Source organism: Rahnella ecdela (assembly GCF_019049625.1).
GTDB classification, from domain to species: domain Bacteria; phylum Pseudomonadota; class Gammaproteobacteria; order Enterobacterales; family Enterobacteriaceae; genus Rahnella; species Rahnella ecdela.
In genome coordinates, this window is record NZ_JAFMOY010000126.1 from 1 (window position 1) to 22,521 (window position 22,521).

At 49.5% G+C, this 22,521-nt stretch carries 16 protein-coding genes and 1 pseudogene; 13 read left to right on the top strand and 4 right to left on the bottom strand.

Features of this window, described 5'->3' with window-relative positions:
• The 4 genes and pseudogenes from J1784_RS12550 to J1784_RS12575 all read right to left on the bottom strand — a co-directional run.
• The coding region (locus J1784_RS12550; RefSeq protein ID WP_217149510.1) for a PAAR-like domain-containing protein at positions 1-665 on the bottom strand (665 nt) is incomplete at its 3' end.
• Positions 655-1,695 (bottom strand): annotated as a pseudogene (locus J1784_RS26500) (DUF2169 family type VI secretion system accessory protein). The gene J1784_RS12550 and the pseudogene J1784_RS26500, both read right to left, overlap by 11 nt.
• Before the next feature lie 16 nt (positions 1,696-1,711).
• Complete coding sequence (gene tssI / locus J1784_RS12570; RefSeq protein ID WP_217149513.1) at positions 1,712-3,700, bottom strand: type VI secretion system tip protein TssI/VgrG; 1,989 nt, start codon at positions 3,698-3,700, stop codon at positions 1,712-1,714.
• Between the two features lie 71 nt (positions 3,701-3,771).
• Positions 3,772-4,290 (bottom strand): Hcp family type VI secretion system effector, encoded by a 519-nt coding sequence (locus J1784_RS12575; protein ID WP_120135321.1) that lies wholly within the window; start codon positions 4,288-4,290, stop codon positions 3,772-3,774.
• 600 nt (positions 4,291-4,890) lie between these two features.
• Between J1784_RS12575 and tssB the strand changes: the two genes are divergently transcribed.
• From tssB to tssM, 13 genes are read left to right on the top strand one after another with little or no spacing between them, the layout of a single operon-like run.
• On the top strand, positions 4,891-5,388 hold the full coding sequence (tssB, locus tag J1784_RS12580) for a type VI secretion system contractile sheath small subunit (protein WP_217149514.1): 498 nt from the start codon (positions 4,891-4,893) through the stop codon (positions 5,386-5,388).
• Between the two features lie 20 nt (positions 5,389-5,408).
• Complete coding sequence (gene tssC / locus J1784_RS12585; protein WP_217149515.1) at positions 5,409-6,893, top strand: type VI secretion system contractile sheath large subunit; 1,485 nt, start codon at positions 5,409-5,411, stop codon at positions 6,891-6,893.
• A gap of 2 nt (positions 6,894-6,895) precedes the next feature.
• Positions 6,896-7,327, top strand: a complete 432-nt coding sequence (gene tssE, locus J1784_RS12590; RefSeq protein WP_217149516.1) for a type VI secretion system baseplate subunit TssE — start codon at positions 6,896-6,898, stop codon at positions 7,325-7,327.
• 5 nt (positions 7,328-7,332) lie between these two features.
• On the top strand, positions 7,333-9,168 hold the full coding sequence (gene tssF, locus J1784_RS12595; protein WP_217149517.1) for a type VI secretion system baseplate subunit TssF: 1,836 nt from the start codon (positions 7,333-7,335) through the stop codon (positions 9,166-9,168).
• Positions 9,132-10,166: a type VI secretion system baseplate subunit TssG gene (tssG, locus tag J1784_RS12600; RefSeq protein ID WP_217149518.1), complete on the top strand. Its 1,035-nt coding sequence runs from the start codon at positions 9,132-9,134 to the stop codon at positions 10,164-10,166. The genes tssF and tssG overlap by 37 nt, the downstream gene beginning before the upstream one ends.
• 27 nt (positions 10,167-10,193) lie before the next feature.
• Positions 10,194-11,507, top strand: a complete 1,314-nt coding sequence (gene tagH / locus J1784_RS12605; protein WP_217149519.1) for a type VI secretion system-associated FHA domain protein TagH — start codon at positions 10,194-10,196, stop codon at positions 11,505-11,507.
• Complete coding sequence (gene tssJ, locus J1784_RS12610) at positions 11,504-12,037, top strand: type VI secretion system lipoprotein TssJ (protein ID WP_217149520.1); 534 nt, start codon at positions 11,504-11,506, stop codon at positions 12,035-12,037. Before tagH ends, tssJ begins: the two co-directional genes overlap by 4 nt.
• Before the next feature lie 2 nt (positions 12,038-12,039).
• Entirely contained in the window at positions 12,040-13,383 is a 1,344-nt protein-coding gene (gene tssK / locus J1784_RS12615) for a type VI secretion system baseplate subunit TssK (protein ID WP_217149521.1), read from the top strand.
• Between the two features lie 4 nt (positions 13,384-13,387).
• A complete protein-coding gene (icmH, locus tag J1784_RS12620; RefSeq protein ID WP_217149522.1) occupies positions 13,388-14,152 on the top strand; it encodes a type IVB secretion system protein IcmH/DotU in 765 nt (254 codons plus the stop codon).
• A 16-nt stretch (positions 14,153-14,168) separates the two neighbouring features.
• Complete coding sequence (gene tssH, locus J1784_RS12625; RefSeq protein ID WP_217149523.1) at positions 14,169-16,817, top strand: type VI secretion system ATPase TssH; 2,649 nt, start codon at positions 14,169-14,171, stop codon at positions 16,815-16,817.
• Positions 16,805-17,506: a type VI secretion system-associated protein VasI gene (vasI, locus tag J1784_RS12630; RefSeq protein ID WP_217149524.1), complete on the top strand. Its 702-nt coding sequence runs from the start codon at positions 16,805-16,807 to the stop codon at positions 17,504-17,506. Before tssH ends, vasI begins: the two co-directional genes overlap by 13 nt.
• Before the next feature lie 24 nt (positions 17,507-17,530).
• Complete coding sequence (gene tssA, locus J1784_RS12635) at positions 17,531-18,958, top strand: type VI secretion system protein TssA (RefSeq protein WP_217149525.1); 1,428 nt, start codon at positions 17,531-17,533, stop codon at positions 18,956-18,958.
• A 20-nt stretch (positions 18,959-18,978) separates the two neighbouring features.
• Positions 18,979-22,521 (top strand): type VI secretion system membrane subunit TssM, encoded by a 3,543-nt coding sequence (tssM, locus tag J1784_RS12640; RefSeq protein WP_217149526.1) that lies wholly within the window; start codon positions 18,979-18,981, stop codon positions 22,519-22,521.

Below are 22,521 nucleotides of genomic sequence, written 5' to 3' on the forward strand. Positions count from 1 at the left end.
CCCCCCACCCCGAGAACTCCCCGCAAAGCGCCTGCGCCTATTTCATTGGCTGTATCAAAAAATTCGGCCGCGCTACCTGCGCCTTCCAATTTCCTAAGGCGCAACTTATCAATCAATCCTGCCGCGTAAGTATCTCCGGGCTTAAGAAAATCACTCACATCCACGGCGCTGCGCACCGAACCCAGTAAACTACTTTTCATCCCCTCTTTTTTGGCTTTCGTCTGCTCAAGAGCGGGAGAACTTACTGGTGGGTTATTACAAGGAATAACGTTATTTTCAACACTGACAAGCGGCGGTTCGACCAGAGTGAGCAATGAACCAATATAGTTCATATTATTCATGCCAACCTGAGAACCGTGACGGGCCACCGGTTTCCCTTCAACGCTGACGGTCGGGCTGCCAGTTAAAATGACGCAATCACCACTCGACAGTGACGTGCCGGAAGCAACTCCTGACCCGAGATTACTTTGGCTGCCTGCCATCACTGATCCGACATTTAAAACAGAATATCCCCGTGCAGAAACCGTGCTGGCATACTGCTTTTTCCTGACAAGCGTCTGGAAACTGTCAAAAGGCACGGGCACGATCCCCACAATACAAACATCAGGTACAGAACTCACCGCCCTAAATGCCGCCTCTCCATCGGCTATGTGCTTATCCGCCATAGCAGGCTCCTTTAGTCATCGCGGGTACAATGCAGCCCAGAACTCCTTCACGAAAGTTCAGTGATCGCGGTATCGTTAACCGCCATGTGGCATGGATAAGCCTTTCATCCAAATCGAACGTCAGCGTGTCGAGATTAGGTGCCAGCGTATGGTGATGGTTTTTTTCATCAGTCAGCACACAAACCGGTTTGTATTCCGGAAGGGCTGTGAGTATCTGGGGAGATTCGGGAAGCAGGCCTTTAAGAAGTATGGGTTTTCGGCCACTGAGAAATTCGGGGTAACGCATCTCTGGGTGCGCTGACTGATAAAACTGAACATCAAAATCATCGGGTAGCAGTGGAAAGCGGCTGGAACGCCACGCGTCATCGTAAGTACCGGCAAATTTTAAGCGAGGGTCTCACCAGCGCGACATAGGTCCCAATCCCTGCGGGACGCTGGTATATGCAAGGGCCGAAAATTGCCCGTCGTCAATTTGCGGGGCAAAATATGACGATGATGTATCCAACTGATTAATATCAGGATAATAACCACTCCCGACGGGATTTTGCTGGAAAACTTGTTCTGTTCCATCAACATCAATCCAGCAACCGCCGAAAGCATATTCATATCGCAACGGTATTTGTGAAATGGGTTTTGGCGGTGTCAGTTGCCAACTATTATGATGATATTCCCACTGACACGGGCCGTGAATGTGGAGTGATTTCGTAAAGTTACCCACGCTGATGCTAGCGGGCCCAGCCAGCGACCGGGCGTTCTTTTTCTGCATGGGCCAGACCGATAACATGAATATCGGGCTGCTTTTTATACAGCACTAAGCCGTTTCAAATTTCAGGCTACTTGTCTGAGGATCATCGTGATATTCATCGGCCATCACCAGTGGACGTTGATCCTCAGCCAAATCAGCCAGCAGACCACTTCCTTTCAGGCGAAAGGTTCCCCGAAAAACGATCACGTCGAAAAGTGCGCCATATACCCCGTACTTCTCAAACGTCATATGCGGAAAAGGTGTGTAATTCTGCAGTTCAATCATCGCCACATTCCCTGTGTTAATTGATATCCACTTTTTTGCCGTTGATTTTTACTAACCCGCTGGCCGCAAACTGGAACTCGGTACCGTTGATCGTCACTTTTCCAGAGTTAGTGAGCTTCATTGAACTGGATCCGCAAGTAAGCTCGATATGTTCCTTATTCATTTTTAATAGGCTACCGCCGACATTGATAGTTAAGTCATCGGTTACCGTCAGCGTGTAATTCTCGCCAACCCTGATATCTTGAGATTTCACTACTTTTTGATAATCAGCGCCTGTCACGTCGTTGAACTGATCGTTACCGACCTTGGTGTGCCGGTCTCTGGTCACAGTCAGCCGTTGATCATTATCCACTGTCACCGTTTGATCATTCGCCACCTTCACTTTCTGGTCGTGGCCCGCCTCTTTTTTCTTACCGACCGTCACCGTCTGCCCTTTGCCCACCGTCTCTGTGTGGTCAACCGTCACATCCGTCATCCGGTTATTCAGCACCTTGGTCTTCATGTCCTTCTGGGCATGGATCGACAGCAATTCCTGTGCGGTGGCATCTTCAAACATCAGCTCGTTGTAACCGCTGCCTTTGTAGGTTTGCGAGCGGATCGCCATCTGCGTTTTGGTGCCGGGTAAACTGCCGGGTGAGCGGTTGCTGGCGTGATAGGTGCGGCCGGTGATGATCGGTTGGTCCGGGTCGCCGTTGAGGAAATCGACGATCACTTCCTGGCCGACGCGCGGAATGGCGATGTTGCCAAAACCGGTGCCTGCCCATGCCTGCGAGACGCGGATCCAGCACGAACTGCCTTCGTTGGCTTTGTTGTAACGATCCCAGGCAAATTTCACCCGCACGCGCCCGTGCTCATCGCAGAAGATTTCTTCTCCCGGCGGGCCGGTAACAATGGCAATCTGCGGGCCGTCAATGCGCGGTTTGGGATGCGGTACCGACCGCCACGTTTGCGACGCCGGGATCACCTGAAAGTGGCTGGAAAGTGTGGTTCCCTGACCTTCGTTGCCTATCAGCGCCTGCGGCTGGTCGCCCTGAATTTCACAGGCGACCACCTGCCACTGAGAGTTCAAATCCGCACGGGGGTGATCCGTCAGCGCAAAGCACAAACCCGGCTGCATGCGCGGGGAATTAGACGTTCCGGAGACCATATCCGCGTTATTACGCCAGCCATCAATCTGATAACGGGCAAAATCTTCGCCGTGCTGTTCGTCTTTAAAGCGTCCGGGATAATCAAATATTTCATAAGCCGCATGCTGATAGGGCATCCGCCGCGGCTGGTCCTGAAATTGCGCCGGCCAGTTCGGGGCGGTGAAGGTGTAATCCTGCAACGTCACCTGCGAAGGCCGGATTTGCGCGCTGCGGCGGAAATTATTGATGCAATACGTCTCGGCTTCGGAGGCCGCATTGGGGTTGTAGGGGATCTTGCCCATGCTGGTCAGCGCCGTACAGTTGTCGGCAAAAGCCAGTTTCTGATCGTTGGCTTTGAGATATTCTTCTTCAAAAAAGAAAATGCCTTCTTCAGCAATCAGGCGCCGGATAAATTCGTAGTCGCTTTCCATAAACTGCACGCAAAACTCCCGCCAGTCGTGCCGGGCGCGAAACAGGGTATCGTATTTGACGATGCCCATTTCTTTGAGCAGTGGCTGGAGAATGCCCTCAATATCGAGGTTCTGAAAACTGCGGCAGTTGCGGCGCTGTGCGCTGCGCCAGAGGTTGGGACGGATGGTCAGGCGATACAGTGTCTGATGTTTACCGGTATCGCCCTGTTCGCAAAAGGTCACGATACCGCGCACCCGTCGTTTGATTTCTTCGCCCTGCCAGATAGTCAGAGTCGCCATTTCATCCAATACTTTTTCAAAGCCAATCGCCGGATCACTGCTGGCCAGTGTGACATCCAGCGTAAAGAGTTCGGAGTAGGCCTGAGATAGCTGAAAGCTCACGACAGCAAAGGTGTCTTTAGCCACGCTGCCAGCCATGAAGGTAAAGCGGGTTCCGTGTAGAGGCATTGTCAGAGTCCCTGAAGGCACAAAGTTAACGCCCTGCACTCCTCATGCAGGGCGAACTTATTAGCCGAAAATTATGATTCCAGCGGTGCGCGCCAGTCATCAGCGCCAGAAGTACCAGCCGATACGTGTTCCCACTCAATTTTGCGGTAAGCCAAAGAGACTTCGATCAATTGGGTGAATTCGCGTTTGGCGGGATCCTGGCAATGAGGCATATGACAATTGATATCCACGATGGTGGAATCAGTCAGACGGGTGGTGAAGAAATGTTCCTGCTTCCCTTCAACCGACGTGCGGTACCACTTCATCTCAGTGGTCGGCAGCATTTCACCGGAAGCCAGTGCGTTATAAAGCAAAGGAACCGCTTTATTCAGTGCGACAGTGAAAATAAACGGCTTGTGTGCACGCTGCCCGGCTGGCTGACCTGATTGCGGATCGGTTGGAACGGTAACGATATGTTGGAACTCCTGTACCAGCATTTCGTTTTCATGCCCCTGAACATAAATATTACCGACTGATTCAGAAGTAAAAGCACCTGCGGTGATATTGCCCTGGGTTTGGCCGTTCATTGAGATATAACATGGGGTAGGCATCGTAAAACTCCTTGTAAATGATTAACACCAGTTTTATTAAGAATGAGATCTGTTATTTAAATCAATTTACTTTCTGAATCTCCATTACAGAGAAAGCAACAAAGAAATCAGCCAAATAAACCGGCTTGAATTTCATTTTTAGAAACAACTTTAGAAACTAATTTAGAAATCAATTACTATAAACAGAAAGAATTAACCTAACAGACTCAGCATCGAAAATAGCATCAAAGAATAAACTATAAAACAAGAAAAAAACCGGCATATCGGCAAGCAATAAAAATGAATAGCCAGTATGAATACCTAAAAACAAAAATATATAACACAATGATAAAAGCATTGAAGCGAATAAAAATAAATCAAATAAAATCATATGGATAGATATGACTTGGTGAGATCATCAATTTTAAATAAATATTTCAATTTAATTTTTTAATGATATTTATATACAAACAAAATTTGATAGTGGTAATTTAACGATTATCAAATCACTCCCATAGCATTAAATTACGCCCGGGCGGATAAAACAGATCTCAGCCTAACTTCTATCAACAAAAGCCAATCATATAACTGGCGGGTATGTAACATTAAGGATGATTCAGCATGAGCAATACCAAAGATGGCAGTGTTGCACCTAAAGAAAGAATTAATATTCGCTATGTGCCCAAAGCGGACGGATTAAGCTCTGAAGTAGAATTACCACTCAATCTTCTGGTTGTTGGCGACATGAAAGGCCGTCCTGAAGATGCCCCCCTCGATGAGCGTTCAGCGGTATCTATCAATAAAAACAACTTTAATTCAATCATGAGTGAAACGGGCATCAGCCTGAATTTTAGTGTTGCAAACTCACTCAGTAATAAAAAAGGTGAGGAAGTTCAGGTCGAGCTTGATATCAAGTCTATAGAAGATTTTTCGCCGGACAACATCGTAAAACAAGTTCCTGAACTGAGAAAACTCCTTGAGTTAAGAGAAGCCCTGGTTGCTCTCAAAGGCCCGATGGGAAACGTGCCCGCTTTCCGTTCTCAGTTGCAGGCCTTGCTCGATCAGGAAGACTCACGCGCGCAACTTTTGAAAGAGCTCGATATCGTCAATAAGGCGTAAATCAAAAAGGGATTTTCACTATGTCATTACAGGAAGAACTGTCATCTGCAATTGCAAAATCTGCTGTACCGCAGAAGTCATTGCTGGATGAAATTATGGCGCAAACTCGCATTCAGCCTGAATCGGATGGATATGATGTGGCACGTCAGGGCGTTGCTGCATTTGTTACCAGTATCCTGGAAACGGGCAGCCACGCAGAACCGGTCAACAAACTTGCGGTTGATCGTATGATTGCCGAACTTGATAGCAAACTCAGCAAGCAGATGAACAATATTCTGCATGCGGAATCCTTCCAGCAGGTCGAATCATTCTGGCGCTCAATGAAGCTGCTGGTAGACAGAACTGATTTTAAAGAAAACATCAAAATCAATATCCTCCATGCTACTAAAGAAGAGCTGCTGGAAGACTTTGAATTTGCGCCTGAAATTGTTCAATCAGGTTTCTATAAACATGTTTATTCTTCCGGTTACGGTCAGTTTGGCGGCGAGCCGATCGCCTCAATCGTAGGCAGCTACGCATTCAATAACAGTGCGCAGGATATGAAACTGCTCAGCTATGTCAGCGCCGTAGGAGCAATGGCTCACGCTCCGTTCCTGACATCCGTTTCGCCGAATTTCTTTGGCCTGAATTCGTTTACTGAATTACCGACGATTAAAGATATCTCCTCCATTTTTGAAGGCCCTTCTTACACCAAGTGGCGTGCGCTTCGTGAAACGGAAGATGCCCGCTATCTGGGTCTGACTGCACCACGTTTTCTGTTACGACTGCCTTACTCCCCTGTTGAAAATCCGGTGAAGAAATTCAATTACCAGGAAGATGTTAGCCACAATCATGAAGATTATTTGTGGGGCAATACGGCTTATCTTCTGGCCAGCAGCCTGACGGATAGCTTCGCTAAGTACCGCTGGTGCCCGAACATTATCGGTCCGCAAAGTGGTGGCGCAGTCAATGATCTGCCGGTTCATCTATTTGAAGCAATGGGTCAAACCCAGGCCAAAATCCCGACAGAAATCCTGGTGACTGATCGCCGTGAATTTGAATTGGCGGAGGAAGGTTTTATCACGCTGACCATGCGCAAGGGCAGTAACAACGCGGCATTCTTCTCCGCGAACTCAGCGCAAAAACCACGAAAATTCCCGGGAACACCAGAAGGTAAAGTTGCTGAAACGAATTACAAGCTGGGGACTCAGTTACCCTACATGTTCATCATCAACCGCCTGGCTCACTACATAAAAGTCCTGCAGCGTGAGCAAATCGGGTCGTGGAAGGTGCGTAATGATCTGGAACGCGAGCTGAATAATTGGATCAAGCAATATATCGCCGACCAGGAAAATCCACCCGCCGATGTCCGCAGCCGCAAACCATTGCGGGCAGCCAAAATTGATGTGCTGGATGTCGATGGTGATCCGGGTTGGTATCAGGTCGCAATTTCTGTACGTCCGCATTTCAAATATATGGGAGCTAACTTCGAATTATCTCTGGTCGGCAGGCTTGATAAGGAATAGCAATGAGTACGCCAGGCCGTAAACGGGATGTTTCCGCCAGTTTGTTTGAACGTATCGGGGGCGAGTCTTCAGGATTTTCCCGTGCAATACAGATTGAAAGATTGCAAATGTCGATAAAAAGAAACTTGCGCAACATTCTGAATGCCCGGCCTGGTAGCTGTCAGAGCACCTCGGAATTAGGCGTGATTGATCTTAATGACGCCACTGCCACCTCGGCTGATTTTCGAAAAACCGTTGAACACGCCATTGAAGAATGTATCGAACATTTTGAGCCGCGGGTTAAAAAGGCACAGGTTCAGGCAGTAAATAACGACGGATACAACCCTATGGATCTTAATTTCCATATTGTCGCGCATATCGATTTTAACGGGCTCAGGGATGTCGTTGAATTCAACATGCAGCTCGATAATTACCACCATTACCAACTGGATTAGGCATCATGTCATTTGAGGAAAAGTATTTTCGCGAAGAGCTGGATTATTTACGTCAGCTGGGAAAATTATTGGCTAAAGAAAAACCTCATCTGGCGCCTTTTTTGGCAGAAAAAGAAGCCGATCCCGACGTTGAACGTTTGCTGGAAGGTTTTGCTTTTCTTTCAGGAAATCTGCGATCAAGAATTGAAGACGAATTTCCAGAACTTACTCATAGTTTGCTGAATATGCTTTGGCCAAATTATCTTCGTCCGACTCCCAGTATGACCGTGATGGAGTTTATTCCCGATCCTAAAACTGTCACGACGGCATTCCTGGTCGAAGCAGGCTCTCAGGTCATGAGTGATTCAGGAAAAATTACCGGACAAATGCTGGAGGGTTCTCCCTCAGAACCGGTTCCGGCATGTAAATTCACACTCGGTCGTGGCGTATGGTTGTTGCCATTGAGCATTTCTGATGTGACATCTAACAATAGTCATAAACAAGGCTCTGTGGATATTACGTTTCTCAGCAGTAAACAGCAGGAAATGCGTTCTCTTGATTTCGATAAAATGCGTTTATGGCTGGGAAATGATGATAACTACACTCGCTATCAGCTCTATTTATGGTTGTGCGAATATATAACCCACGCCGAACTTATTGTCGGTGAGAAAGCGATCCGCCTGCCGGATTTCAGGCTCTCTCCCGTAGGTTTTACCAAGCAGGATGCGCTGCTGCCCTATCCCAAAAATGTCTACAGCGGCTATCGAATCCTGCAGGAATATCTCTGTTATTTAGACAGTTTTTTCTTCTTTGATGTTGAGGGTATTCATTCGCTTACGGAGGGTCTGATGGCAGATGAATTTATTCTGCGATTACATTTCTCCCGCCCTCTGCCACCTGATATAAAACTGCGTCAGGACTCAATACGTTTATATTGCACCCCGGCAGTCAATCTTTTCACTGAGCATGCAGAAGCCATAGTTCTCAATGAAACTTCAACAGAGTATTTGCTGGAAGCACATCATAAACTTGCAGAATGCTACGACATTTTCTCAGTGGATAATGTTGAAAGCGGATGGCAAAGAGAAAATGAGGACGGTAAAGCCGCTGATAACATGACAAGAAGTTATACCTCCTTTGAAAGTTTCCAGCATCAGGTGGAATATTCGCAACAGCGCGAAGCTTTATATTATCGGGTTAAAACGCAACCCTCATTAATCTATCAGGGATTTGAACACCATATTTCATTTGTGCATGGCGATGGCGCCGTTCAAAAGAGAACCTATTCTGGCGAAAATCATGAAATAGCCTCAGTGGCTTTGACCTGCACTAACCGCGATCTGCCTTCTCAACTTAAAACCGGAGACATTTGCCGCGCCAATGGCAAAGAACCAGCCATAACATCTTTTCGCAATGTCACACGCCCTTCGCTGCCACTTTATCCGGTTCTTGATGGCAGTCTGCACTGGTCATTATTGTCAAATATGAGCCTTAACTATTTGTCATTACTGGATATTGATGCACTTAAACAAATCCTTAGGACATACGATTTGCCCGGTATACATCATCCCCAGGCAGCCCGTTTGTCACAGCAAAAACTTGACGCTATGGAGCAGATTGAAACTCACCCTGTCGATCACTTATTTAAGGGTGTACCCGTGAGAGGCCTGGCATCCACGCTTTATATTCGTCAGGCACCTTTTGTCTGCGAAGGTGATTTGTATTTGTTAGGTACGGTGCTTTCTCATTTCTTTTCGCTTTACTGCAGCATTAATAGCTTCCACGAATTAAAAGTGGTCAATATCGATAATCAGGAGTGCTACGAATGGCCGGAAAGAATAGGTCAGCACGCGCTGATTTAACCTCTGATGGGTTATTTAGCGATATAAGCCGATATAACTTCTACGCTCTGGTCGAGGCTATTTATAAGCGCACCGGAAACTATGACTCTATTTCTTTGCAAACTGAGCCAGAAAATGAAGTGGTTCGTTTTCAGGCGGATGCCAGCATTGCTTTTCCCATAAGCGATGTGCAGGCGCTCGGCCAAAATAAATCCAGCCAGTTCATTATGACAACGACGTTTCTGGGGCTTCACGGCAGCCAGTCTCCGCTCCCCGGATATTACCTGGATAATCTCGCCTGGGAATCTGCTCAGGGCGAAAGAAAGTTGACTGATTTCCTCGACATGTTCGTCCACCGCTGGAGTCAGTTTGTTTATCACATCTGGCGTAAATATCGTTATTTCGTCTGTTTCCGCAACGGGGGGACGGACGAATTCTCACAGCGAATGTATTCACTGGTTGGTCTCGGAAGCCACAGCATCCGCGGACGGCTAGAGATTAATCACAGCAAAATGCTGGCCTATGCAGGCGCACTGGCAAATCCGGGGAGATCACCTGAAGTCGTTTGCAGCCTGATCTCTCACTGTTTTGACCTGGAAGACGTCACATTGCGTGGCTGGCAGCTACGCAAAATGAACATCAAGTCAGACCAACAAAACCGGTTGGGTGTCCGCTTGCTTAAGGCAGGTAAACACACTGAGAAATCCACACTCGGCGTTAATTTTTCCCTGGGCGATAAAGTGCCTGATCGTGGCGGTAAGTTTTTATTATGTATAGATAATTTATCAAGGTCGGATTTTTTATCTTTTCTCCCCAACGGCGAAAATTTTTTACCTCTCACCCTATTCGTAGCCTTCATTTTACGTGACCAGTTTGCCTGGGATTTACGACTGGGTATCGCACCGAAACAAGTGGGAGGCATGACGCTGGGTGATGAACAAAATTCACTGCTGGGATGGACCAGTTTTATCGGGCAGCCCGAACAGCATCCTCACGTAACTATCGTCGTGAGATCGTAATCAGAGCATAAATAAACGGAGCGCAGTATGGCAGAGGACAAACAACAGCCATCACTCTCATTACAGGTTATGAACGGTAATGAACTGGAAAGTGGCCGGGCGGCAAAATGCCTGTTCACCACAGAAGGAGGCGAGATTGGTCACGCCCAAACCTGCTACTGGTCAGTTCAGGACAGACAGCACAGCATCGAAGAAAAAGCCTGCGCTATGCGCTGGCATGACGGCAATTTTTGCCTGCATGTTTTCACTCAAAATCTGCGGATAAATCAGGCGGCTGTTCCGGCTAACTCCGGACTCATTCGTCTTCGTCAGGGGGATGAAATCTTTATCGGTTCACTGTGTATAAAAGCACAGTTCCACCTTGGTGATCCCACCGGTTATGACACACAAAACGCAACGCCAGAAACGATTGTCATGAACCGAGATATGCTAACGGAAACGCTTCTGAATACCGAAGGGCAGCCCAGCTATCACAGCAATGCTCCCCACCGGGAAATCGCGCCAACACTGGTGAACAGCTTTTCTCAGGATCCACTGGCGGCTTTGCAAAAAGAAACGCTAACCACACATCACGCAACCTTTTCTGCGTTTGATGACACCTCTGAACTGCAATATTCCCACCGTCCTGCACGGGTTGCTCCGGGCTCTGATCATCTTCCTAAAGGTGGAATTGACAATAATTTCATGGACCTGCCCGATATTCATACTCAAGACGCTTACGAACCCGAAAACCACGACCACAATATGACACACCGGCATGTGGCGATAACGCCGCTGATGCGAGGTTTAGGTCATGCTCTTCCGCTGCAAAACTCGCAGGATGCCGATGATTTCTTAGAAGAAATCGGCCGCACATTACAGGCAGCGGTCAGAGGATTGCTTGATCTGCAGTTTCAGCAAAACAGTCTTTCTGACAAACACTTACGCCCGCTGGAAGATAACCCGCTGCGCCTGAGTCTGAATTACGAGACGGCGCTGAATGTCCTGTTTGCGGAGCAGAAAAGTCCGGTACACCTTTCTGCGCCTGCCGCGGTTTCAGAAAGTCTTCGCAATATAAAACACCATAATCAGGCCAATCAGATGGCCATTGTTGAAGCATTAAGAATGATGCTCGACGCATTATCGCCTGCGCAACTGATACAACGTTTCGCGCAATATCGTCGCAGTAATGAACAGCGCCAGGAAATCGACGATGCGTGGGCATGGCGTATGTATTGCAACTATTACGAAGAACTGGCTTCAAGCCGCCAGCTGGGTTTTGAAAAGCTGTTCAATGAAGTCTATGCCCAGGTCTATGACCGGGTATTGCGACAGGCAAGCCGGGAGCCGGACGCATCATGAGATGGCGTGTTGCTCTTTCAATATCATTAATTTGCCTGATGACCGGGAGCTTAACGGGATGCCAGACCATCAAAAAACTCGGTCAGGTCATCGCTCACCCCGATATCAAGGTGGGCAGTCAGGATGATCAGCCTTCCGAAATCAGAGTCACCATGCTGACTGAGCCGGGTATCAATGCAAATGATAGCGGCGAGGCTTCGCCGGTGAGTGTCCAGCTAATTTATATGAGTGAAGACTCAAAGCTGCGTGTAGCCGATTTCGACCAGATAACCACGACAAAGCTGGATGAGGTTCTGGGCAAAAATTACATCGACCACCAGGATTTCAATTTACTGCCAGACACAATGAAAACATTACCGCCAACGAAACTGGTGCCAGCGACGCAATACATCGGCGTCGTCGCGTATTTTTCGGACGATCAGGTAACTGAATGGAAAGCGATTGAGCGCGTGAGTGCCACAGGTCATCACTACCACCTGCTGGTGCATGTCCGCGACAACAGTATCGAATTTAAAAAAGAGGATGAATGATCGTGGCAACAATGAAAAACAAAGTGATCTGGCAGGAAGGATTGTTTGTAAAACCACAACACTTCCAGCAACATCAACGACATATCGATTATGTCATCAGCAATCGTTTATCGTCGATCAGTAATCTTACCTGGGGATTTACCGAGCTCGATATCGATGAAACCCAGCTAAAGCACGGCAAAATCAGCCTCAACCGGGCTGTCGGATGTATGTCCGATGGCACTTTTTTCAGTATCCCCGACCAGGATATTCTGCCCTCTCCTCTGCTCATCAGCGAACTGAAATCTGCCAGCAGCCGGGATATTTATCTGGTACTGCCGATTATCAGCGATGTCATCAATGAAGTTGAGGGGATGCACAGCGCCGGTCAGAGCTCCGGTCGTTACCGGATAAATTACAACGACGTACGTGATCTGCACACGAACGAAGGTGATGCCAGCCAGTTAGCGTTAGGACAGCTGATCCCGCGACTGATGAGCGGCGCGGAAGATCTGAGCTCCTGGGTCACGATCCCTGTTTGTCGGATTAAAAACCGTCATCCCGATGGCAGGCTGGATTTAGATCCCGACTTCATTCCGGGCTGCCAGACCGTTCATGCCAGCACCGCATTAAAAAGATACCTTGATGAAATCACTTCTGCCGTGGAAAGTCGGGCAAAAGAACTCGCCAGCCGGATAGGTTCGCCTTCGCAGCAGGGTATTGCCGATGTCGCTGAATTTATGATGTTGCAGATGTTCAACCGCAATCAGCTCAAATTTTCCCATCGCGCCAGTTTATTACGACTACACCCGGAAACTTTTTATGTCGATCTGATCTCTCTTTACGGGGAAATGGTGACGTTCACCGAGGATGACCGTTTACCGGAAAATATCGAGCCTTACCAGCAGGAACATCTGACCGAAACGTATAATCAGATCATGATGCGTTTGCGGAAAGCGCTGAGCACCGTACTGGCTCCGCGAGCCATGAACCTGCCGTTCAGTTATATGGACGGTATTTACGTCGCGCTGGTTAACGACCTCTCCTTACTGAAATCCGCAACGTTCATTCTGGCCGTTAAATCGCAAATTCCTCATGACACTTTGCAACGGCAGTTCGTACAGCAATCCAAAATCAGTTCTGTCGAAAGGATCCGTAATGTGGTCAGCGTGCAGGTGCCCGGCGTTCAGCTGACGTCTCTTTCAACCGCGCCGCGCCAGATCCCCTACCACGCCAACTATGTCTATTTCTCGCTGGATAAAAACAGTGTCGGCTGGGCAGAAATCGTTAAACACAATGGCATTGCGTTGCACGTCTCCGGTTCATTCCCAGAATTAGACCTTCAGCTTTGGGCAATAAGGGGATAACGCAATGAGCGACATATCTGCGGTTTCAGCCTTCGTCCCGGAAGACGTAAATGAAGACAGCCACCGTCTTTATCGCCTGACACTGCGCGGTAATAGCCTTAATACAATGATTGATGCAGCCACACCTTTGCTGGGAATGGTTTTGCGCCTGAAAAGTATGAGCAGCCGTGGATTACCGGAACACCTGTTTGGTCAGGTGGTCACCGATATCCGCGCCATTGAACAATTGCTGCAAAATCATGGTTACGAACCCGGAACCATCATTTCTTTCCGCTACGTTCTCTGCACTTTCATTGATGAAACTGCACTGGGCCAGGGCTGGTCCACGCAAAACGAATGGGTAAAACAATCGCTGCTGGTGCATTTTCATAACGAAACCTGGGGTGGCGAAAAGATTTTCATACTGCTGGAAAGACTGATGGGAGAACCCAAGCGGTATCAGGATCTGCTGGAGTTTTTATATCTGTGTTTTTCTCTCGGCTTTCGCGGCAGATATAAAGTCAGCAATCAGAACAACGATGAATTTGAACAGATTTTTCGCCGCCTTCATCACGTCCTGCACAAGCTCAGAGGCGACAGCGCTTTCCCGCTGCTGCATCAGAACAAAATCGGACACCCCGGGTTTTATCACCTGACACGACGTCTGGGAATTAAGCACCTTCTCGCAGGCGGCATCGTCCTGCTGGCGGTAGTTTACCTGTTTTATTTGCTGCGCCTTAATGCCCAGACTCAGGACATTTTGCACCAGCTGAATAATTTGCTGCGATAAGAAAAAGGAGTTTTCTATGATCCAGATTGATTTACCGATGCTCGTTAGCCGGCTCAATATCCTCTCAAAACAGTCGCTGGAACTGGCAGCGGCGGAATGCGTTAATCAGCAGGGAACTGAAATTACGGTTGCCCACGTGCTGTCCCAAATGCTGATGACACCGCGCAGTGATGTGCGCGTCATCGTTGAACAGGCGGGAATTGATGCGGATGAATTGCTCGCTGCGATAACGCTGACCGGCGGACAGCGGGGAAATTCCGTCGGGACGAGTTATCCAAGTTTTTCTCCTTTGCTGGTGGAGTGGCTGAAAGATGCCTGGCTGCTGGCCTCTGCGGATATGCAGGTCACTCAGTTGCGTGGAGGGATTTTGCTGCTTGCCCTGCTTCACTCCCCGCTTCGTTATGTGACGCCGGCTGCGACGCAGCTTCTGGCGCAAATCAATCGCGATTTGCTTCGGCTGAATTTTTTCGTCTGGACGAGAGAGTCCGCGGAATCGGCGATCCCTGAAGATGCAGGAAAAAGTCACCCCCTGCATAATGGTGAAGAAAGCATGCTGGCGCGTTATTCCGCTAACGTGACAGAAGATGCCCGCAACGGGAAACTCGATCCGGTGCTGTGTCGCGATAATGAAATCGATTTGATGATCGACATCCTCTGCCGCCGCCGCAAAAACAATCCAATTGTGGTCGGTGAGGCCGGAGTCGGGAAAAGTGCACTCATCGAAGGGCTGGCAATGCGTATCGTTGCCGGACGGGTCCCGGAAAAATTACGCAATACCGAACTGGTCACTCTCGATTTAGGAGCTTTACAGGCAGGAGCTTCCGTCAAAGGTGAGTTTGAGAAGCGCTTTAAAAACATCATGGCGGAAGTTAAGCAGTCACCTGTCCCTGTCATTATATTTATCGATGAAGCGCATACGCTGATCGGTGCAGGCAATCAGCAAGGAGGATTGGATATCTCTAATCTGCTCAAACCTGCTCTGGCACGTGGCGAGCTTAAAACTATCGCGGCTACTACCTGGAGCGAATACAAAAAGTATTTTGAAAAAGATGCGGCACTTTCCCGCCGCTTCCAGCCGGTGAAAGTGACGGAACCGACGGCGGCCGAAGCCACCATTATTCTGCGCGGACTCTCGTCGGTTTATGAACAATCTCACGGTGTACTGATTGATGACGAAGCGCTACAGGCCGCGGCGACGCTCAGTGAACGCTATTTATCCGGACGTCAGTTGCCGGATAAAGCCATTGATGTGCTGGATACCGCCTGTGCCCGTGTTGCGATCAACTTAACATCTGCGCCCCGCCAGATTTCTGCGCTGACCACGCAAAGGCATCAGTATGAAGCGGAAATCCGCCAGCTCGAACGCGAACAACGTATTGGCCTGCTTCAAAACGATACCCGGCTTTTAGAATTGCATCGGCTTTATGAAGAAACCGGACAGCAACTCAATGAGCTTGATACCGGATGGCAGCATCAGCGTGATCTGGTTCATCAGATTATTGCGCTGCGTCATGATTTTTTGACCATGGCTGATGAAGAGTCTGACCGCGAATCTGTAGCGGAAAAACGGCAAATTCTGCAGGAACTGATGGCGGAACTCGACACATTGCATCAGACCAGAAAACTGGTTTCCCCGCATGTGGATAAAGGGCAAATTTCGGCGGTGATTGCCGAATGGACCGGTGTCCCGCTAAACAGGTTATCTCAAAGTGAGATGACACTGATTACCGAACTTCCAGTTTGGCTTGGCGAAAAAATCCAGGGCCAGTCACTGGCGATTGCCCATTTGCATAAACATTTACTGACCGCCAGAGCCGATCTGCGCCGTCCCGGCCGTCCGCTGGGGGCATTTTTGCTGGCGGGTCCGAGCGGCGTTGGCAAAACAGAAACCGTGCTGCAACTGGCTGAATTGCTTTTCGGCGGTCGCCAGTACCTCACGACCATCAACATGTCTGAGTTTCAGGAAAAGCATACCGTTTCACGGCTGATCGGTTCCCCCCCCGGCTATGTCGGTTACGGTGAAGGCGGTGTGCTGACAGAGGCTATCCGCCAAAAACCTTATTCCGTTGTACTTCTCGACGAAGTTGAAAAAGCCCACCCGGACGTACTCAATCTGTTCTATCAGGCGTTTGATAAAGGTGAAATGTCAGATGGCGAAGGCCGCCTGATCGACTGCAAAAATGTGGTGTTTTTCCTGACTTCAAATCTGGGTTATCAGGTGATTGTGGAGCATGCCTCCAGTCCCGAACAGCTACAGGAAGCACTGTATCCGGTGCTTGCTGATTTCTTCAAACCTGCGCTGCTGGCACGTATGGAAACTATTCCGTTCCTGCCATTGTCGGCAGAAACGCTGATCACCATTATTGCCGCGAAACTGGCAAGGCTGGAGGCACTTCTCAACAAGCGCTTTGGTGCGAAAGTGATTATTGATGCACAAGTCAGTGATGAAATCATGCTGCGGGTGACACGTGCTGAAAACGGCGCGCGTATGCTCGAATCCATCATTGATGGTGAAGTTTTGCCGCCTCTTTCGTTGTTGTTGCTGCAAAAATTAGCCGCAGGATCGGCGATAAAACGCGTGCACATTGCCGTCACTGACCATCGTTTTACGGCAGATATTCAGGATACTTTCACTGAGGAAGAAGGCGGTTTATGCGTGGTGTAATTCTGGTCTGCCTGCTGCCTTTTTCTGTCTGGCTGGCGCGGGCGGAACCGCCAAAACCGGCCCTCAGTGTGGCAGAAACCACTCTCCGTGGTATGGAGTCCTGCCGTCAGGAACCCGCATCTCTGGTGCGGCTGGATTGCTATGACCATTTGCTGACGCCAGCCTATCCCGATTTTTCCAGCGCACTGGTCAAAGCGCAGGTACAGGGGGAGGCCTGGCAACGTGCTTTTGCGCAGGAAAACGTGCGCGACGATCACTCGTCGAATTTTCTGACGCAACAGACTACTGGTGAGCCTCCATCGGTTGTGATCACCACGCCTGCAATAGGGATTGTGCCTCCCCGCCCTGTGCTGATGTTCAGTTGCATAGACAACATTACACGTATGCAAATTGCTTTACCCGGGCCGCTGCATCATGAGCCGAATTTGTCTATTTCCACGGAAAAACTCCATGCTGACGTTCACTGGTTTTTGCGGGAGAACGACTCCCTTATTGAGTCCAGCCGTGGTCTGCCGGGAATCGATGAAATCAAACAACTTTTTGGCGCCCGTACGCTGACCGTATTTCTGAACAAAGCGGACAACGGTGTGTCCGCGAAATCAGATCCGGCAACGTTGCTCACATTTTCAATTGATGGTCTGGATAAAACGCTTGCCCCTCTCAGGGTGGCCTGCCACTGGGCAGATTAGCGACGGATTTCTAAAGGGAATTATATGGAAATAACAACACCAGGGATCTGGACAGAGTATGTCCTTGCCCCGCTTTCGGATGAAAAAATCCAGGCTGCCATCAGTGAAACCAATGGTGACTGGGAATATATCGACAGCGAAATGGTCAAACTGGGATCACTGACCCATGCTCAGCTGGATATTGCTGAGATCCAAAACCGGGCGCTGAAACTGCTGGCAACAGAAAGCAAAGATTTTCGTCTGATGGTGCACCTGCTGCGCACCCTGCAACATGCAGGAAAAGCCCCCGCCCTGTTACTGGCCCTGCAAATCCTGACGCAATATATCGGGCACTATTGGGCAGCCAGCTGGCCACAAAAAGTCCCGCAAAAAAATCGTTTTGCTTTGCAAGTTCTTAAACGGTTTGAAACCGCTTCGGGTACTTTCGCCGCACAAGCCAGTCAGGCCGAAGGTGAAGCGATGCTGGGTGAATTAAAAAATCTTGCTCAGCTTTGGATGAATGTGGAAAGCCAGCCGCTGGCATCAGCAACCGATGAGGTGTTACGCGCTTATCAGCGGAGCATTCAGCAACAGCTATCTGAAAACATCGCCATAACGGCAAGTTCCCAAACCTCACTTGCCGGTCCCGAAACTCACGAACTCAGCCCGCAAAATTTTCAGCCTGAATTCCCGAAAGTGAGCGTTGAAAGCCATGACGATAAATCCTGGCGACAAACGCTGCTCAGGGTGGCGGAATTATTATGCGAACGCCATCCGCAAAGCGCGATGGGTTACCGCCTTCGCCGCCATGCACTCTGGCAAAATATTGGTGCCGCACCTCAGGCAGAAAATGAAGGCAGGACTTCTCTCGCCGCATTTCCACCTGATTTAATGGCTGATTACCAAAGCCGGCTTCCGGCTGCTGATATTGCACTTTGGGAGCAGGTAGAAGCCAGTTTGTTGCTGGCGCCGTACTGGTTTGACGGACATTTCCTCTCCTCGCGCATTGCCACCCAACTTGGCTTTCAGGCAGCGGCTGCGGCCATCCGCGATGAGCTTGGTCTTTTTATAAACCGGCTACCGTTGCTGAAAAATTTGCACTTCACGGATCACATCCCCTTTCTTTCCGGACCGACCCTGAACTGGCTGGATGAAAGCTCCTCTTCGCGCGTAGAAAACCCGTCTTCGGGCGACAGTGATGAGGAGAACCAGCGTATTTGGCAGTGTTTCGACGATCAGGGACTGGCTGCGGCGCTGGAGTTACTCGACCAGATGCAACAAGCCTCAGGTGAACCACGCGGTCTGTTTTACCGTCAATTTCTGAGTGCCCGGCTTCTTGAAAAGGCCGGTCTGAAAGCTTCGGCGCTTCAGCAATTTCAGCTACTCCATCACACCGCACGCCAGATGACATTGCCCGAATGGGAACCTGCGTTGCTTGAACAATTAAAAGAAAAAATCACAACGGAACAGTGAAGTAAAACAGGAGTTTTATTGTGTTCAAAATATCAAAACCGGGTTTCCTCAGGGCATTAAAGCCAACGCTAAAACCCGCCATGCCACGGCTAAAAATTTCGGCGATGGTTCTGCTGGTCATCGGCTGGATACTTTCACTGGTCTGGATCTGGTGGAAAGGCCCGACATGGACGCTAGGACAACAGCATCCGCTTGCACCGCAAGCCAACCGCTGGCTGGCAACTTCTGTCTGGGTACTTATTGCGCTCGCCTGGCTGACCTGGCGGGTGGTAAAACGCCTGCAACATCTGGAGACATTGCAGCGTCTGCAACGCCAGCATGAAAAAGATCCGATCAGTCTGGAAGTTCACCAGCAGCAGCGTCATCTGGATCACTGGTTGCTGCGCCTGCAACGTCATCTGGCCCGCAGGGATCCGGCGTACCATCTGCCGTGGTACATCATGGTGGGAACTTCCGGTAGCGGAAAGACGACATTGCTACGCGAAGGTTATTCCTCAGACAAGATTTATGTGCCCGAGAAAGTCCGTGGTGAGAACAATGCCCTCTGGCATATTTCGCCGTACGTGGGCGAGCATGCAGTGATTTTTGATATTGATGGCAAACTGATTAACCAGCCTGCAACGGGACAAGAGGAAGTCAATGTTTACGCGCGTTTATGGGAGCATTGGCTCGGCTGGCTGAATCAGAATCGCCCGCGTCAGCCGCTGAACGGTATTATCATTACGCTGGATTTACCTGAACTTCTCACCGCCAGTAAATCTCAGCGCGAACAACAACTCACCGTTCTTCGCCAGCGATTACAAGATCTCAACCAACAACTGCATTGCGAATTGCCGGTTTATCTTGTTCTGACCAAACTCGATTTGCTTTACGGTTTTGCGCCACTATTTCAGCCACTTGATAAACAACAGCGGGATTCGATTTTAGGCGTCACATTCCGCGAAGGCTCACACGAAAATGACCAGTGGCGCGAGGAACTGCACACGTTCTGGCAAGAATGGATGCAACGTTTCAATCAGGCGCTGCCCGACCTGCTTCTGAGCCATGTAGAAGCCAGCCAACGGAGTATGCTGTTTAGTTTCAACCGTCAGATGCAGGGCATTAACGATCATCTTGAGTCATTAATCACCAGCCTGCTGGCTGGCGATAACATGTCCGTCATGCTGCGCGGGGTGTACCTTACCTCTTCACTGCAACGTGGTCAGGTTGATGACGTTTTTATTCAGTCCGCTGCCGTGCAGTATCGTCTGGGACAAACAGCGCTTTCCTCCTGGCCGATGGTTGAGACTCAGCCTTATTTCACCCGCAGTCTGTTCCCCGAAATCTTACTGGCCGAAGCGAATCTTGCCGGAGAAAACAGCCTCTGGCTGAAAAAAACGCGCCGCCGGATGACATTTTTTTCAGCCATTGGCGCAACCGCAGCACTCATCTGCATGGCTGGCTGGCACTACTATTATCAGTCTAATTATCATTCCGGCGTTACGGTGCTGGCCCAGGCTAAATCCTTTAGGGAGATCCCGCCGCCGCAGGGCATTGATGAACAGGGTAATCTTCAGTTGCCTCTGCTCAACCCGATGCGTGACGCCACTCTGGCTTATGGTGACTACCGCGAACACAATGCGCTGACTGATATGGCTCTATATCAGGGTGTGAAAATCGGCCCATATGTTGAAAAAACGTATCTGCAATTGCTTGATCAGCGCTTCCTACCAGCTTTGTTTAACGGACTGATCAAAGACCTCAATGCGGCGCCTGCGGGAAGTGAGAAAAAACTCGCGATCCTGCGGGTGATCCGCATGCTGGAAGACAGAAGTGGCCGCGACAACAAGGTCGTCGAACAATATATGTCACAGCGCTGGAGTGAGCATTTTCACGGTCAGCGCGGGCTTCAGTCCCAGCTGATGTCGCATCTTGATTACGCACTGGAACACACCGACTGGCATGCACGAAGGGCGGAAGGCGACAGCGATGCAATCACCCGTTTTATTCCTTATGAGAAACCGATCGTTGCCGCTCAGCAGGAACTCAGCAAACTCTCGATTTATCAGCGCGTTTATCAAAGCCTGAGGTCAAAAGCACAGGGCGTTTTACCTGCTGATCTGAACCTGAGAGACCAGATTGGCCCAAGTTTCGACAAGGTTTTCGTCGCTAACAAAGAAGAAGATCTCGCCATCCCGCAGTTTCTCACCCGCTACGGGCTGCAAAGCTATTTTGTGAAGCAACGCGACAGTCTGGTAGAACTTACCGCACTGGATAGCTGGGTACTGAATATCACCAAAAATGTCACCTTCAGCGAAGCCGACCGCGAGGAAATTCAGCGACATATTACGGAGCAGTACATCAGCGATTACACCGCCACCTGGCAGGCGGGAATGAATAATCTGGACGTCCGGGAATTCGAGGATATACAGGAAGTTACCGATGCCCTTGAGCAGGTCATTAGTGGCGATCAGCCGTTCTATCGCGCATTGCAAACATTGCGTGATAACACCCAGCTCCCACCTCCTCCCGCAAATCTTCCTGAGAAAGCGCGTGATGAAATGATGTCCGCACTCGACTTCCAGCTGCTGACGCGTCTGGGACGTGATTTTTCGCCTGAAAATGGCGTTCTGACAGAAACAAAAGACAAAGCGAGCACGCTGCAAGCTGTTTATCAGCAACTGACTGAGCTTCACCGTTATTTACTGGCGATTCAGAACTCGCCGGTGCCGGGTAAGTCCGCGCTCAAAGCCGTGCAGATGCGTCTTGATCAGAACAACAGTGATCCGATATTCGCAACCCGTCAGATGGCAAAAACGCTACCCGCTCCGCTCAACCGCTGGGTAGGTAAGCTCGCCGATCAAGCCTGGCACGTGGTGATGATCGAAGCCGTTCACTACATGGAAGTCGAATGGAACGACAAAGTGGTTAAGATCTTCAATGAACAGCTTGCGGACCGCTATCCGTTTAATCCTGACGCAACACAGGACGCATCGCTTGATGCCTTTAATCGCTTCTTCAAACCCGATGGAATTCTCGACAGTTTCTATCAGCAAAACCTGAAGCTGTTTATCGAAAATAAACTCACCTGGGGTGATGACGGAGAAGTGCTGATCCGCCCGGACGTTCAACAACAGCTGGAAACCGCACAGAAAATCCGCGAGACGTTCTTTACGCAACAAAGTGCTTTAGGTACTCAGTATGCGATTGAAACCACGGAGCTTTCATCTAACAAGCGCCGCAGTGTACTGAATATGGATGGTCAGTTACTCGATTACAGCCATGGTCGCAATTACACCACACACCTGGTCTGGCCAAACACCATGCGTGATGGAACTGAAAGCAAACTTACGCTGATCGGCACGGGAGACGGCGCCCCGCGCAGCATCAGTTTCAAAGGCCCATGGGCGCAGTTCCGCCTTATCGACGCCGGCAACCTGACCAACGTCGATGACGGTTCATTTGACGTGCGCTTCAACGTCGACGGCGGCTACATGATTTACCGCATGCACTTTGATACACAGGACAATCCGTTCACCGGCGGACTCTTCAGCGAGTTCAGCCTGCCGGATACGTTGTACTAA

Excerpts from the sequence above, each read along its gene's own strand:
- tssI (WP_217149513.1), bottom strand. The coding sequence starts at position 3,700 with ATGCCTCTACACGGAACCCGCTTTACCTTCATGGCTGGCAGCGTGGCT.
- J1784_RS12575 (WP_120135321.1), bottom strand. The coding sequence starts at position 4,290 with ATGCCTACCCCATGTTATATCTCAATGAACGGCCAAACCCAGGGCAAT.
- tssB (WP_217149514.1), top strand. The coding sequence starts at position 4,891 with ATGAGCAATACCAAAGATGGCAGTGTTGCACCTAAAGAAAGAATTAAT.
- tssC (WP_217149515.1), top strand. The coding sequence starts at position 5,409 with ATGTCATTACAGGAAGAACTGTCATCTGCAATTGCAAAATCTGCTGTA.
- tssE (WP_217149516.1), top strand. The coding sequence starts at position 6,896 with ATGAGTACGCCAGGCCGTAAACGGGATGTTTCCGCCAGTTTGTTTGAA.
- tssF (WP_217149517.1), top strand. The coding sequence starts at position 7,333 with ATGTCATTTGAGGAAAAGTATTTTCGCGAAGAGCTGGATTATTTACGT.
- tssG (WP_217149518.1), top strand. The coding sequence starts at position 9,132 with ATGGCCGGAAAGAATAGGTCAGCACGCGCTGATTTAACCTCTGATGGG.
- tagH (WP_217149519.1), top strand. The coding sequence starts at position 10,194 with ATGGCAGAGGACAAACAACAGCCATCACTCTCATTACAGGTTATGAAC.
- tssJ (WP_217149520.1), top strand. The coding sequence starts at position 11,504 with ATGAGATGGCGTGTTGCTCTTTCAATATCATTAATTTGCCTGATGACC.
- icmH (WP_217149522.1), top strand. The coding sequence starts at position 13,388 with ATGAGCGACATATCTGCGGTTTCAGCCTTCGTCCCGGAAGACGTAAAT.
- tssH (WP_217149523.1), top strand. The coding sequence starts at position 14,169 with ATGATCCAGATTGATTTACCGATGCTCGTTAGCCGGCTCAATATCCTC.
- vasI (WP_217149524.1), top strand. The coding sequence starts at position 16,805 with ATGCGTGGTGTAATTCTGGTCTGCCTGCTGCCTTTTTCTGTCTGGCTG.
- tssA (WP_217149525.1), top strand. The coding sequence starts at position 17,531 with ATGGAAATAACAACACCAGGGATCTGGACAGAGTATGTCCTTGCCCCG.